At 72.4% G+C, this 13,862-nt stretch carries 12 protein-coding genes; 5 read left to right on the top strand and 7 right to left on the bottom strand.

Annotation, left to right across the window (positions count from 1 at the left end; all coding sequences use genetic code 11):
- Positions 1-133: 133 nt before the first annotated feature.
- Together ABZ646_RS24715 and ABZ646_RS24710 are read right to left on the bottom strand one after the other, a co-directional pair.
- Entirely contained in the window at positions 134-871 is a 738-nt protein-coding gene (locus ABZ646_RS24715; protein ID WP_360522798.1) for an alpha/beta hydrolase, read from the bottom strand.
- Positions 864-1,454 carry a TetR/AcrR family transcriptional regulator gene (locus ABZ646_RS24710; protein WP_360522795.1) on the bottom strand — a complete coding sequence of 197 codons (591 nt, stop codon included), beginning with the start codon at positions 1,452-1,454 and terminating at the stop codon, positions 864-866. Before ABZ646_RS24710 ends, ABZ646_RS24715 begins: the two co-directional genes overlap by 8 nt.
- 143 nt (positions 1,455-1,597) lie before the next feature.
- Here ABZ646_RS24710 and ABZ646_RS24705 point away from each other — a divergent pair, with 143 nt between their 5' ends.
- Complete coding sequence (locus ABZ646_RS24705; protein WP_360522792.1) at positions 1,598-2,857, top strand: MFS transporter; 1,260 nt, start codon at positions 1,598-1,600, stop codon at positions 2,855-2,857.
- 13 nt (positions 2,858-2,870) lie between these two features.
- Here ABZ646_RS24705 and ABZ646_RS24700 read toward each other — a convergent pair whose 3' ends face one another.
- The 5 genes from ABZ646_RS24700 to ABZ646_RS24680 form a co-directional block, all read right to left on the bottom strand.
- Positions 2,871-3,671, bottom strand: a complete 801-nt coding sequence (locus ABZ646_RS24700) for an ABC-2 family transporter protein (RefSeq protein ID WP_360522789.1) — start codon at positions 3,669-3,671, stop codon at positions 2,871-2,873.
- A 5-nt stretch (positions 3,672-3,676) separates the two neighbouring features.
- Entirely contained in the window at positions 3,677-4,480 is an 804-nt protein-coding gene (locus tag ABZ646_RS24695) for an ABC-2 family transporter protein (RefSeq protein ID WP_360522786.1), read from the bottom strand.
- 1 nt (position 4,481) lies between these two features.
- Positions 4,482-5,480, bottom strand: a complete 999-nt coding sequence (locus ABZ646_RS24690) for an ATP-binding cassette domain-containing protein (protein WP_360522783.1) — start codon at positions 5,478-5,480, stop codon at positions 4,482-4,484.
- 182 nt (positions 5,481-5,662) lie between these two features.
- Complete coding sequence (locus ABZ646_RS24685; RefSeq protein ID WP_360522780.1) at positions 5,663-6,907, bottom strand: ROK family transcriptional regulator; 1,245 nt, start codon at positions 6,905-6,907, stop codon at positions 5,663-5,665.
- A gap of 63 nt (positions 6,908-6,970) precedes the next feature.
- Complete coding sequence (locus ABZ646_RS24680) at positions 6,971-8,224, bottom strand: FAD-binding protein (RefSeq protein WP_360522801.1); 1,254 nt, start codon at positions 8,222-8,224, stop codon at positions 6,971-6,973.
- A gap of 142 nt (positions 8,225-8,366) precedes the next feature.
- Here ABZ646_RS24680 and ABZ646_RS24675 point away from each other — a divergent pair, with 142 nt between their 5' ends.
- The 4 genes from ABZ646_RS24675 (at position 8,367) to ABZ646_RS24660 (ending at position 13,792) form a co-directional block, all read left to right on the top strand.
- Positions 8,367-9,374, top strand: coding sequence for a hydroxyacid dehydrogenase (locus ABZ646_RS24675; protein WP_360522777.1), 1,008 nt, complete (start codon positions 8,367-8,369; stop codon positions 9,372-9,374).
- A 50-nt stretch (positions 9,375-9,424) separates the two neighbouring features.
- Positions 9,425-10,498 (top strand): LacI family DNA-binding transcriptional regulator, encoded by a 1,074-nt coding sequence (locus ABZ646_RS24670; RefSeq protein WP_360522774.1) that lies wholly within the window; start codon positions 9,425-9,427, stop codon positions 10,496-10,498.
- A gap of 143 nt (positions 10,499-10,641) precedes the next feature.
- Complete coding sequence (locus ABZ646_RS24665) at positions 10,642-11,973, top strand: radical SAM protein (RefSeq protein ID WP_360522771.1); 1,332 nt, start codon at positions 10,642-10,644, stop codon at positions 11,971-11,973.
- Positions 11,974-12,277: 304 nt separating this feature from the next.
- On the top strand, positions 12,278-13,792 hold the full coding sequence (locus ABZ646_RS24660) for a cellulose binding domain-containing protein (RefSeq protein ID WP_360522768.1): 1,515 nt from the start codon (positions 12,278-12,280) through the stop codon (positions 13,790-13,792).
- The last annotated feature ends 70 nt before the right edge of the window (positions 13,793-13,862 follow it).

Here is a 13,862-nt window from a genome sequence, read left to right as displayed (position 1 = left end):
ATGTACCTGGGTGGTGTGGTGGGCAGCCGCGCGGGGGGGCGGCCGCCGCGCCCCCCCCCGCCCCCCCCCGGGGCGCGGCACGACCCGGCGGAGTCGCTCACGGCGTGAGGCGGGCGATCCGCAGTGTCGGCGCTTACGAAGGTCCCGCTCCAGTCGGGCTGCCGCGTTTCGCCGACAGACCGGTGCCGCGGCAGGCGAGCAGCGTCTGCCTGACGCGGTCCGCGAAGGCGGCCGGATGTTCGGCGATGCCCAGGTGGCCGCCGGGGAACTCGGCGAACGCACCGCCGGTGTGGGCGGCCACGGTCTTCGCGGTCCGGTGCAGGAGCTGCTCCCGGGATTCCGTCCCGGCGGCCACCGTGAGCCGGGGCAGACCCTCCTGCGGCCGGTAGGCGGTGAACGGGCCCAGGACGTGGTCGAGGAACACGGCGAACGGGCTCACCTCGCCGGAGTCCCGGCGGCCGCCGTCGAGTTGACCGATCAGTTCCGCCCGCAGCCGCTCCCCGTCCGGCAGCAGGGTGACGCACGGCGGCTCGTGGGCGATGACGTGCCGCAGCCGGGCGGGGTGGCGGGCCAGCAGGTCGAGGGCGGCGATGCCGCCGGAGCTGGTACCGAGGACGTACGCCGATTCGCCCTCGGGCAGGACCTCGTCCAGGAGCCGGTGCGCGCCGTCGCTCCAGTCCGGCACGCGCTGGTCGGCGACGGCGTCGGCCCGCCTGCCGTGGGCGAGGCCCAGCGGGTCGTACGTGACGACCGTGAAGTGCGCCGCCAGATGGTCCGTGCACGGGCCCAGGCCCATGGGGTGGCCCGCGCCGCCCGGCACGATCAGCAGGACGGGGCCGCTGCCGGTGACGTCGTAGGACAGGTCAGACATGGTGATCGGGGTCCTCTCGGGGCCAGTGCTCGAGGGCGATGTGCAGGGCGTCGATCGCCCGGTCCCAGGACGCGCGGACGTCCCGTGGGGCGTTGAACCCACCGCAGGCCTCCAGGGCGCAGTAGCCGTGGAAGGTGGCGCGCAACAGGCGCACGGCATCGGTGAGATCGGGTTCGGCCAGGCCGTAGCCGCGCAGCATGCCGTAGGTGATCTCCACGGTGCGGCGCGCGGCGGGGGCGTCCGCGTCGACGAGGGCGGGGTCGACCCGGATCTGGGTGGCCGCGTAACGACCGGGGTGGGCGAGGGCGTACGCCCGGTACGCGCCTGCGTAGGCGGCCAGCGCGTCCTTCCCGGAGAGCCCGGCCACCGCCACGGCGATCCGGTCGATCATCTCGCCGCCCGCGAGCAGTGCGAGCCGGTGGCGGAGGTCCTTGAGGCTCCGCACGTGCGCGTACAGACTCGCGTCCTTCACGCCGAACCGGCGGGCCAGCGCGGACAGCGTGACCTGTTCGAACCCGACCTCGTCCGCCAGCTCGGCCGCCGCCGAGACCAGCCCGCCGACCGTGATTCCGGCCCGGACCATACGACACCTCCCTGGGGTTTCCAGGTGTGATCCTAGGATTCCTAGGTTGCAGGTCCAAGTGATTTCCTGCGACCCGCACAGGGTCGTCATGTACCTGTCGTCACCGTGCGTCATAGGGTGGCCGGGAGACGGAAGGGGGAGCCGTGGCGTACCGGGCGCGGCGCGTGGCACGGGCGGTGCCGGAGCACGCGGTGGACGGCGGGCCGCTGTGGCGGCAGCGGGACTTCGGGTTCTTCTGGCTCGCCCAGACGCTGTCCGTCCTCGGTGACTCCTTCAGCCTGATCGCGCTGCCCCTGCTGGTCCTCCAGGCGACCGGCTCGGTGGCCCGGATGGGCCTGCTCACGGGCGTCGGCGGGGTCGCGATGGTGCTGGCGGCGGTCTTCGCCGGGGTGGTCGTGGACCGGGTCGACCGCCGTCGGCTCCTCATCGCCTGCGACCTGGTCCGCATGGTCCTGTACGGCCTGGTGCCCGTCGTCTGGCTCGCCGGGCCGCGGCTCTGGCTGCTGTACGTGGTCCTGCCCCTGTGCGAGGCCGTCGGCATGCTCTTCGCCGTCGGGTACGTCACCGTCGTACGGGGACTCGTCGGCACCGGCCGGCTGACCGAGGCCAACGGCCGGCTGAACGCCACCGCGGCCGCGGCAGGCGTCCTCGGGCCGCTCGGCGCGGGCCTGGTGGCCGCCTGGACCGGACCCGCCGACGCCGTGGCCGTGGACGCGGCCAGTTACGCGGTCTCGGCGAGCTGCCTGCTCCTCGTGCGGGTCCGGGAACGCGCCGGGGACGAACACCCGGCCAAGGGCACGAGCCTGGGGCGCGACCTGCGCACCGGGATCGAGTACCTGGTCCGCCGGCCCATACTGCGCTCGCTGACCGGCCTCCTCGCCGTCTTCAGCTTCCTCAGCCTCGGCATCAACGACCTGGTCATCTACCACCTGAAGCACGACCTCGGCCGCGACGACGGCACGGTCGGCACGGTGCTGGCGGTCGGCGCCGTCGGCACCATCACCGGAGCCCTGCTGGTCGCCCGGCTCCGGCGGCGGCTGGGGTTCGGACCGACGTGGATCGGCTCGACCGCGCTGTGCGGCCTGGCCTTCGCCGGACTCGGCTGGGTCCGCCCGGTACCCGCCGTGGCCGTTCTCGCCGCGCTCTACCTGGGCTGCGCCGGCATGGCGGGCACCTGCTCCATGTCCCTGCGCCAGGAGATCACCCCCGAACCCCTCCTGGGCCGGGTCACCTCCGCCCACTGGACCCTTCAGTACGCGCTCGCCCCGATCGGCGCGGCCGTCCTCACCTGGGCGGCCGAACGGTACGGCACCGGCCGGGTGGCCGCCGTCGCCGGAGCGTGCTGCGCCCTCGTCGGCGTCGCCGGCCTGTGCACCCCGATCCGTCGCGCGGGGCGCACCTGACACCGCGGAACGGTCAGCCGTTGACCCCCGTGTAGTGGTCCAGCGCCCACCGCCACAGCCCCCGGGAGGCCAGGTAGAGCAGCAGGCCGACGAGGGGCGAGCCCGCCGCCAGCCAGTAGGGGACGACGGTGGAGTGGCCGTGGCCGGTGAGGACCGCGACCGGCAGGTAGGCGACGAAGGCGAGCGGAAGGCCGTAGGTGAGCAGCCCGCCGACCGCCCGGGGCAGCACGTTCAGCGGGTAGCTGCCGAAGGTGCCGAGGAGTTCCTCCAGCCAACGGCTCCAGTAGTCGGCGGCCGGATAGCGCAGCGAGGCGCCGGCCACGACCGTGAACAGGGCCGCCTCCAGCAGCATCCCGCCGAGCACCGCCGCGATCAGGTACGAGATGCGGCCCGCCGTCCAGTCGAGGTGGCTGCGGCCGAGCGCGCCGACCATCAGGCCGACGGCCACCGTCAGGTCGCCGATCGCGTTGGTGGGGAAGTACTCCAGCTGCACCTGCCGGTGCACGGGCAGCGGACGCAGCAGATAGGCGTCGATCCTGCCTTCCTGGATGTACCGGCCCACCCCGTGCACGCGGCCGAGGAGCAGCACGAACAGGCCGTGGGCCAGCATCCGCGTCGCCGGGATGAGCAGGACGTCCGAGCTGTCCCAGCCGCCCATCCCGGTGAACCGGGTCAGCAGCACGGTCGCGAACACGATGACCGACACCTGCCAGACCGCGCCGATCGCGATCATCATCAGGAACTCGGTGCGGTACTCCAACTGCGCACGGAAGTTGAGGCGCGTGATGCGCCAGGCGATCCGGACGGCGTTCAACGGCCTCAGCCTCCCTGGGAGATGACACGGCGGGCGGCCCGCCGCCACACGAAACGGGTGAAGAGATGCAGCGCCACGACCCAGCCGGCCTGGACACCGAGCTGGAAACCGGCGTCCGACAGCGGGATCCGGCCCACGTACAGCGACAGCGGCACGCTCAGGGTCGCCTGGAAGGGCAGGAAGGAGCTGAGGACGACGAACCAGTGCGGGAAGAACCACAGCGGCGCGTACACCCCGGACAGCAGGTTCTGCGCGAAGACCAGGATGAGCATCGCCGCGGTGTTGCGCAGCGTCCAGAAGCAGAACTGGTCGATGAGGAGCATGACGTAGTAGAGGACCAGCTGGCCGAGGAGCAGGCTGAGTGCGAACACCGCCGCCACCGCGGCCGACCGCGGCGGATCCACCACCCCGGCGGCCAGACAGACCGCGTATCCCGCCGACGCCCAGGCCAGTCCGTACAGTTGCTCGCCGACCGCGCGCAGCGCGTGGTAGCGCTGGGGCGGCAGCGGACGCAGATACCAGTAGACGATGGTGCCGAAGTGCATGTGCTGCATGACGGAGTCCCGGCCCGCGTACTGGTCCAGCTCCCGCAGCCGGGAGGCGAGCACGGCCAGCACCGCGTAGGTGACGGCCTGGCCGCGGTCCAGACCCGCGGTCGTACCGGACTGGGCGTACAGGCCCCGCCACAGCGAGGCGACCAGCACCACCTGCACGGTCAGCCGGAGCAGGACCCCGGTCATCCGGGGCGGGGTGTACAGCTCGCCGAGCGGGGTGACCCGGGCGGCGCGCCAGGCGTACAGGAGGGCCATCTCAGACCTCGGCCTTCGCCTGCGCGTAGGCCGCCCGCATGACGTCCTCCAGGTCCGCCTCGTCCACCGCGACGCCGGTCACCTCGTACCGCTCGATGACCAGCTTCAGGGCCTCGTGGACCGTGGGCGCGGCCGGACCGTCCGGGCCGAACACCGCCTGCGGGCCCTCCCGGCGCACCAGGGCGACGCCGGGCAGCGGGCCGACGGGGGTGTGGGCGTCGGCGAGCGTGGCCCGCACCTGCCAGGTCGAGCCGAACCGGCGGCGCATCTCGTCCAGCGAGCCGTCGAGGACCAGCCGGCCGTGGTTGACCAGCACCACCCGTTCGGCGAGCCGTTCCACCTCGGTCATGTCGTGGGTGGTGAGCAGCACGGTGCGGCCGCGTTCGGCCACCTGGTACCGCAGGAACTCGCGGACCTGCTCCTTCACCACGACGTCCATGCCGATGGTCGGTTCGTCCAGGAAGACGACCGGCGGGTCGTGCAGCAGGGCGGCGGCCAGGTCGCAGCGCACCCGCTGGCCGAGCGACAGGTGCCGCACCCGGGTGTCCCAGAACGCGGAGAGTTCCAGCAGGTCGTCGAACTCCCGCAGGCGGGCCTCGTGTTCGGTCTTGGGCACCTCGTAGATGTCCCGCAGGATCGCGAACGACTCCCGCACCGGCAGGTCCCACCACAGCTGGGTGCGCTGCCCGAACACCGCCCCGATGTTGCGGGCGTTGCGTTCCCGCTCCCGGTACGGCACCACACCGGCGACGCGGGCCTCGCCGGACGTCGGCGTGAGGATGCCGGTGAGCATCTTGATGGTGGTCGACTTGCCGGCGCCGTTCGGGCCGAGCAGGGCCAGCAGTTCGCCCGCGGCCACGTCGAAGGAGATGTCGGAGACGGCGTGCTTCTCGACGCGTTCGGGGTTGACCAGGGACCGCAGGGCGCCCGTGAAGCCCGGGCGCCTGACAGTGGTGTGGAAGGTGCGGGACAGACCGCGGACCTCGATGTTTCCGGCCACGCCGGGGCCTCCCTCGTTCCGTACACGACGTACGGCCGGCCGGTTGGAGGCCGACCGGCCGCGGATACGTCTCGACGTTCGCAGAGCGCCGAGGGGCCCGGCAATGGATTAATCGACGCGCGATTTGGACTGGTCGATCATCATCGAAGGCCAGGGAGACCAGCGGGAGAACGCCGCGTCGATCAGCGGGAACCCGCCGGTGCCCGGCCCGTGCGTGCACCGCCGCGCAGTCGCACCGGCCGCAGCGCGCCCTCCAGTGCGAACGTGGCCGCGCCCAGGCACACCGGGTCGCTGGGGATGGGGGAGAGGACGATCTCGGTCGCGGCGAACGGCCGCCCGAGAGCGTGCCGGCGCACGGCCTCGCGCACCTCGACGAGCAGCGGTTCGCCGAGCCTGCGGGCCACCCAGCTGCTGAGCACGACCAGTTCGGGGTTGAGCAGGTTGACCAGGTTGGCGACCCCGGCGCCGATGTAGCGGGCGGTGTCCCGGACCACCTGGACCGCGACCGGGTCGCCCTCGGCCACGCCCCTGGCCAGTGCGTCGACGGTGGCGGTCTGGTCGTCGGGGTGCAGCAGCGGGCTGTGCGGGCTCGACTCGCTGAGGTTCTGCATGATCCCGGGCGCGCCGACGTACGTCTCCACGCACCCCTGGTTGCCGCAGTGGCACGGACGTCCGTCGAGCACGAGGGTCGTGTGCCCCCACTCGCCGGCGCTGTTGCTCACGCCCCGGTGCAGGCCGCCGCCGAGGGCGAGCCCGGCGCCGACCCCGGTGCCGAGGTTCACCACCACGGTGTCCCCGCGTCCACGGGCCGCCCCGAACCACTGCTCGGCCACCGCACAGGCGCGCAGCGGGTTGTCCAGGTGGAGGGGGTAGGCGATGTGCTCGGCGAGCAGGTCGAGCAACGGCACGTCGTGCCAGTCCCAGTTGGGCGCGTACTCGGCGATCCCGGTGTCCCGGTCCACCTGACCCGGCACGCTCACCCCGACACCGAGCACCCGTGCGCCCTCGACCCCGGCCTGTGCCACCACCGAGCCGACGGCGGCGGCGACCTGGGCCACCACCTGCTCGGGCCGATTCGCGCCGGGGCGCATGTCCTCGTCCGCGCGGGCCAGCACGTTCAGCGCGAGGTCGAACAGCTCGACGTGGACGTAGGTCTCGGCGATGTCGACGCCGATCAGCGCGCCCCCCGAGGCGTTGACCGCCACGAGCCCCCGGGGGCGGCCGCCCGCGGAGTCCTCGAAGCCGACCTCCGTGATCATCCGCAGGTCGAGCAGCTCCCCGACGAGCGTGGCGACCGTGGCCAGGCTCAGCCCGGTGACAGCCGCCAGCTCCTGCCGTGACGTGGGAGATTCGGCGATGATGTGCCGGAGCACCTCATAGCGGTTCGCGGTGCGGATGTCCCGTGATGTGTGCTTCACACGACGCAACGCTATGGCCTGGGAAGCGCTTTCGACAAGCCATTACCTTAAGGGTTGGATTAAGGGGGGCGGTCAGTCCCGCAGAACCTCCGCCACGAAGGGGTTCGTGAACTTCCCGTCGGGGTCCAGATCCCGGGCCAGGGCACGGAAGTCCGCGAGCCGCGGGTAGCGGCCGCGCAGCGCCTCGCCGGACATCGCGTACACCTTGCCCCAGTGCGGGCGGGGATCGAACGGCTCCAGCGCCTCCTCCAGCCGGCGCACCACCGGCAGCACGGCCGCCAGGTCGTCCACCCAGGTGAAGTGCAGGGCGACCGAGTCCCGGCCGTGGGCGGGGCCGAGCCACTGCGGATCGGCGGCGATCGTCCGCACCTCGCAGGTCTGCAGCACGGCGGAGACCGGCCGCCGGACGGCGTCGACCGCGTGCAGCGCGGCCACGGCGTCCGACCTCGGCAGCAGGTACTCCGACTGGAGTTCGTCCCCGCTGCTCGGCGTGAACTCCGCCCGGAAGTGCGGAAGCCGCTCGTGCCAGGGCCCCGGCACCCCGAACTGCTCGGTGCAGTTGCCGCCCGGCATGCCCGGCACCGGGTGCATCGCCACCTTCGCGGGAACGCCCCACCCGAACTCCACGGCCGCCTCGTCGGTGCGCCGCTTCACCCACGCCTGCCGGAACCCCGGATCCCGCCAGTCGGTGAACAGGCTCACGCTGTACGCGGCCCCGGTCGCGGCCGCGAAGTCCAGTCCCGCCATCGGCAGTTCGACGTAGACGGACTGCTCGACCTCGTACGCCGGCTCCAGGTCCAGGGTGAGCCCGGTGACGACCCCGAGCGCGCCCAGCGAGGTCACCGCGCCGTCGAAACGGGCGTCCCCGCGCGCGATCGTCACCGTCGAACCGTCGGCGAGGACCAGCTCCACCTCGCGTACGGGCGCCGCGAGCGGCCCGTTTGTCACCCCCGAGCCGTGCGTGCCGGTGGCGACCGAACCGGCCACCGAGATGTGCGGCAGCGAGGCCATGTTGGGCAGCGCGAGGCCCTGCGCGTGCACCGCGCGGGCCAGTTCGGCGTACCGCACGCCGCCCGCGACCCGCACCGTACGGGCGGCCGTGTCCACCTCGATCCGCGGCGGCAGCCCGGCGATCGACACCAGCACGCCCTCCGGCCCCGGATCGGCGATGCGGTTGAAGGAGTGCCCGCTGCCCAGCACCCGCACCCGCGCACTGCCCGCCACCAGCGACCGCAGCGCGTCCGCCGAGTCCGGGCGGTGGAACTCCTTGGCCGTGTACGTGATGTTGCGCGCCCAGTTGGTGACCGTCTGCGCCGGATCCGTCATCTCTGCCGTCCCATCCCTGTCGTCCTCCGGAGCGTACGTGCCGACCTCCGGGGAGTGCGTGTCCATTGACCCTCTCATTCGCCGAGACCTACGGTAGAGACCGGTTGCTATCCGCGCGTCACCGAGCCGGAAGGTCACTTCCTTGCCCGAGCGTCCCCAGGCACTGTTCGCCATGACAGCCCAGAACGTGCCGCACATCTTCCCGCCGGAGGTGCTCGCGCGGCTGCGCGAGCACGTAGAAATCGATCCCACTCTGGTGGCGCACGACTTCGCCGATCCCCGGGTACGGGAGGTGCTCGCCCGCACCGAGGTGCTCGTCACCGGCTGGGGCTGCCCGGTCCTGGACACGGCGGTCCTGGACGCGGCGCCCGGGCTGCGCGCCGTGCTGCACGCGGCCGGCTCCGTCAAGGGCTTCACCACGCCCGAGGTCTGGCGGCGCGGCATCCTCGTCTCCTCGGCCGCCGCCGCCAACGCGCTGCCCGTCGCCGAGTACACCCTCGCGATGATCCTGCTCGCCGGGAAGGACGTGTTCGCCTTCCGCGACCTGCTGCGCGGCCGCCGCGCCTTCCCCTACGGCGACATCGTCCCCGGCATCGGCAACTTCCACCGCCGGGTGGGCGTCGTCGGCGCCTCCCGCATCGGCCGCCGCCTCATCGAACTCCTGCGCCCCCACGACCTGCTCGTCAGCCTCGCCGACCCCTACGTCGACCAGGCCGAAGCGGCTCGTCTCGGTGTCCCCCTGCTGCCGCTGGACGAGTTGCTGCGCACCTCGGACATCGTCACCGTGCACGCCCCGCAGACCCCCGAGACCCGGCATCTGGTCGGCGCCCGCGAACTCGCCCTGATGCCGGACGGGGCGGTACTGATCAACACCGCGCGCGGCTCGCTGGTCGACCACGACGCCCTGGTCGGGGAATTGCGCACCGGCCGGCTGAGCGCCGTCCTCGACGTGACCGACCCCGAGCCGCTGCCCGCCGACTCCCCGCTCTTCGACCTGCCCAACGCCTTCCTCACCCCGCACCTCGCGGGCTCCCAGGGCAACGAGGTGGCGCGGCTCGGCATCACCGTCGTGGAAGAGGCGAGGCGCCTGCTCACCGGTGACACGCTGCGGTACGCGATCGACCACTCGGTCCTGGAGCGGGCCGCGTGACGGCCGTCTCGTAGGGTGACGTGAACGACACGACGAAGGGGGGCCGAGCGGTGGCGAAGAGGACCCAGCCGGCGCCGAGCGGGGACGCCTCGACGGTACGGGACGTGGCCGCGCGGGCCGGCGTCTCCGCGTCGACCGTGTCCCGGGTCCTCGGCGGCACCTATCCGGTGGCCACCGCCACCCGCGCCAAGGTCCTGAAGGCGATGCGCGAGCTGGACTACGTGGTCAACGCGCACGCCAGGGCGCTCGGCGGCGCCACCAACCACACCGTCGCCTTCGTCGTGGACGACGTCACGGGGCCCTTCTACGCGCACATCGCCCGCGGGGTCGAGGAGCAGGCGTCGGCGGAGGGCCGGCTGTGCATGCTCTGCACCACGCACGGCGATCCCCGGCGCACCCTCGCCGTCGTGGAGACCATGCGGGAGCAGCGGGCGGACGCCGTGATCGTGGTGGGTGGCGCCCTCGAGGACAAGGCCTACCACGACCGGATGACCCACTTCGCGCACGCCCTGGACCGGGCCGGATCCCGGCTGGTGCTGGTCGGCAGACCGCCGCTCGGCCCCGGCGTCCCGGCCACGGTGGTCGACTACGACAACGAGGGCGGCGCCTTCGCCCTCACCGGGCACCTGCTCTCCGGCGGCCACCGGCGCATCGCCTACCTCGGCCGCGTCCCCGGCCTGTCCACCAGCGCCCAGCGCATCGCCGGCTTCACCCGCGCCCATGAACTCCTCGGCCTCGACCCCGACCCGGAGCTGATCCTGGACGGCGTCTTCTCCCGCTCCTACGGATACCAGGCGACCCGTGAACTCCTTGCCTCCGGGCGGGAGTTCACGGCGATTTTCGCCGCCACCGACATGATCGCCACGGGCGTGATCCAGGCGCTGCGGGAGTCCGGCCGCCGCATACCCGAAGACGTGGCGGTGGCCGGGTACGACGACATCCCGGTCGCCCGGGACGTCTACCCGACCCTTACCACGGTCCACGTGCCCCAGGAGGAACTGGGCCGCGCCGCGGTCCGGCTCGCCCTGCACCGCGACGACCTGCCGGACGGCCAGCACCTGGTCCTGGGCACCCATGTGGTGCTGCGGGAGTCGACCCGCGGGGCCGGGCCCGGGCCGCGGTGATCCTCCCCGTGACCGACGCCTCACCGCCTCCAAAAACTCTGATACCGGGACACATTGCCCGCCACGGGGGACCCGGCACGGCCGACGGCCGGGCGGGGGCATACCGTGAGGAGTCGAACGCCTGAGCCGGGAGGAGACACGGGATGGGCAGCCGTACCGCGCTGGTCGAGGATCTGATGGAGAGGTTCCCGCACGTACCGCGGGAAGCCGTCTTCAAGGAGGACCTGCTCCGGGGCGGAGTCGCCTTCGACCCGTCCGCGCTGAGCGACAACGAGAGCGGCGAGGTCAAGCCGAAGTCGTACTTCATCTTCTCCTTCGACCACGGCACCCTGCCCGAACTGGGCGAGGCCGCGCTGCGCCGGCCCCCGGAGGAGATCATCCTCACCGGCGGCCCCTACGACCTGCGGCGGACCGTGGTCTCGGTGCGCGTGAACCCCACCTCGCCGTACCGGGTCGCGGCCGACGACGAGGGGATGCTCGGCCTCTACCTGGACGGGAAGCGGATCGCGGACGTCGGGGTGCCGCCGATGCCCGAGTACTACCGGCACAAGCTCTCCAACGGGAAGTCCGTGATGGAGGTCGCCCCGACCATCCAGTGGGGCTACCTGATCTACCTGACCGTCTTCCGGGTCTGCCAGTACTTCGGCGCCAAGGAGGAGTGCCAGTACTGCGACATCAACCACAACTGGCGCCAGCACAAGGCCGCCGGACGGCCGTACACCGGGGTCAAGGACGTCGAGGAGGTCCTGGAGGCCCTGGAGATCATCGACCGGTACGACACCGCGAAGACGTCCACCGCCTACACGCTGACCGGCGGCGCGATCACCAAGACGGTCTCCGGGCGGGACGAGGCCGACTTCTACGGGCACTACGCCAAGGCCATCGAGGAGCGCTTCCCGGGCCGCTGGATCGGCAAGGTGGTCGCGCAGGCGCTGCCGCGGGACGACGTGCAGCGGTTCAAGGACTACGGCGTGCAGATCTACCACCCCAACTACGAGGTGTGGGACGAGTACCTGTTCAAGATGTACTGCCCGGGCAAGGAGCGGTACGTCGGCCGCGACGAGTGGCACAGGCGGATCCTGGACTCGGCGGAGATCTTCGGCGCGCGCAACGTGATCCCCAACTTCGTCGCGGGCGTGGAGATGGCCGAGCCGTTCGGCTTCAAGACGGTCGACGAGGCGATCGCCTCCACCACCGAGGGCCTGCGGTTCTTCATGTCGCAGGGCATCACGCCCCGCTTCACCACCTGGTGCCCGGAACCCACCACCCCGCTCGGCAAGGCCAACCCGCAGGGCGCACCGCTGGAGTACCACATCCGGCTGCTCCAGGCCTACCGCCAGACCATGGAGGACTTCGGCCTCTCCTCGCCCCCCGGCTACGGCCCGCCCGGCCCCGGCCGCGCCGTCTTCTCGGTCAGCTCCTTCATGGACAGCCTCCCCGCTCAGGAACCGGCTCAGGAACCGGCGGAGGTCTGATCCGGGCGATCCGCAGAAGATTCGCGGGAACGGTGAGTCGAATGGCGGTCGCCGTCCGTACAAGAGGGCGGAGTTGTGGGCCACGGCACCGAGTACGGCACTGAGCAGGGCGGGTTGACGCAACACCGGTGACCGGTGGTATGGGTGACGGCGGGAAAACGTCGCGCGACCACCGGTAACCGGGTTTGAATAGGCCGCTTGTCAGTTGTGCAGGAGACGTGAAAAGCTCGGGTCCTGCCGCGAGGTTCCCCCCAACTCCATCGCCAATATGGTGAGTTGACCTCGCATTGGATGCAGGAGACCCATGCCTGACCTGCCGACCCCTCAGGACGCCGCTGAGGCAGCGCTGTTCTCCGAATGCTGGGACGCGGTGCTCTCCTACGCCGACCTGTGCACGTCCGGCTCTCTGACGGCCAACCAACTGGCCACCGAGGCCTTCACGCTCGGCATGCGCGAGGCCCGCGAGGCGGACTTCGCGCCCCAGCGCGGCAGCGGACGGCGCGCCGCCCGGCTGCCGATGATCCCGCTGCTGCTCACCGCCGTGCGCAACACGGCCGCCGGCTGGGAGGCGCAGGGGCTCGGCCACAAGCTCGACCCCGACCTCCGGCTCTGGCTCAACTCCGAGAAGGCCACGCGGTACACGGGGCCGCCGTTGCAGCGGCCCATCGCGCTGCGCGGGCTCAGGGACATGCAGGACGCGGACGCCTCGCTGCTGTGGCTGGCCGAGGTGGAGGCGCTGCCGCTGTCCTCCGTGGCCCGCCGGCTCGGCCTCGACCCGGCCGCCGCCGCCCAGGAACTGGAGCAGGTGCGCGGACTGTTCCGGGACCGCTGCCACCGCGCCCACCTCGACTCGCCGATGGACGCCGAGTGCCGCAGCTACGCCCGGCTCCTCGACGCGGTCACCCGGTCCTCCGCGGCCGACACGCCCGACGACCTCTCCCGGCACCTCGCCACCTGCGTGCAGTGCGCGGAGGCCGCCGCCTGTCTGCGGCTGCACGGCGGCGGACTGCCCGCGGCGCTCGCCGGCGGGGTCATAGGCTGGGGCGGCCTCGCCTACCTGGAGCGCCGCCGCCGCGCCTCCGAGGTACGGCTCGGCGCGGGCCGCCCCGTCACCGCGGACGCCGACGGCGGCGACCCCAAGGAGGGCACCGGCCGGAGCAAGGTGCTGCGCCACGGACTGCTCGGCGCGGCGGTCCTGATCTCGCTGGTCGCGCTCGGCGTGTCGATGATGCCGATGGGCGGCGGCTCCGGTGACGACACGGCCGCCGCCTCGCACGACGACCGGCAGCCGGTCGCCGACCCCGGCTCCGTCCTCCCCTCCACCGCGGACCCGTCCCCCACGCACACCGCCTCGGGCGCCCCGCCCGCCTCCACCTCCGCCTCCGGCGGCAAGTCGGACCACGGCAACCCCGATCCGGAGCCGCAGGGCACGGCCTCGGCCACGGCGAGCACCGCCCCCGGCCACCCGGCCACCGGCTCCGCGGATCCCAGCGCCCCCGCGTCGGCCACCTGCCGGGCCTCCTACGACCTGGTCAACCAGTGGAACGACGGCTTCCAGTCCACCGTGACCGTCACCACCACCCAGGCCCTGACCGGCTGGCGGGTCGAGTGGTCCTTCCGGGACGGCCAGAAGGTCACCCAGATGTGGGACGCCACGGTCAGCCAGAGCGGCGCCCGGGTCGGCGCCGAGGCCGCCGACTACAACAAGTCGGTCTCCGCGAACGGCAGCCTCTCCTTCGGCTTCCTCGGTACCTGGAGCGGCAAGAACTCCGCACCGTACGCCTTCACGTTGAACGGCAAGTCCTGCACCATGAGCTGAGCTGAGCCGGGCAGCCGTACGACCGGCAGCCGTACGACCGGCGGCGGGGCGGACCCACCAGGGTCCGCCC

This window comes from Streptomyces sp. NPDC007162 (assembly GCF_040634175.1).
Lineage (GTDB): Bacteria > Actinomycetota > Actinomycetes > Streptomycetales > Streptomycetaceae > Streptomyces.
This window is presented reverse-complemented; position numbering and strand designations above follow the sequence as displayed.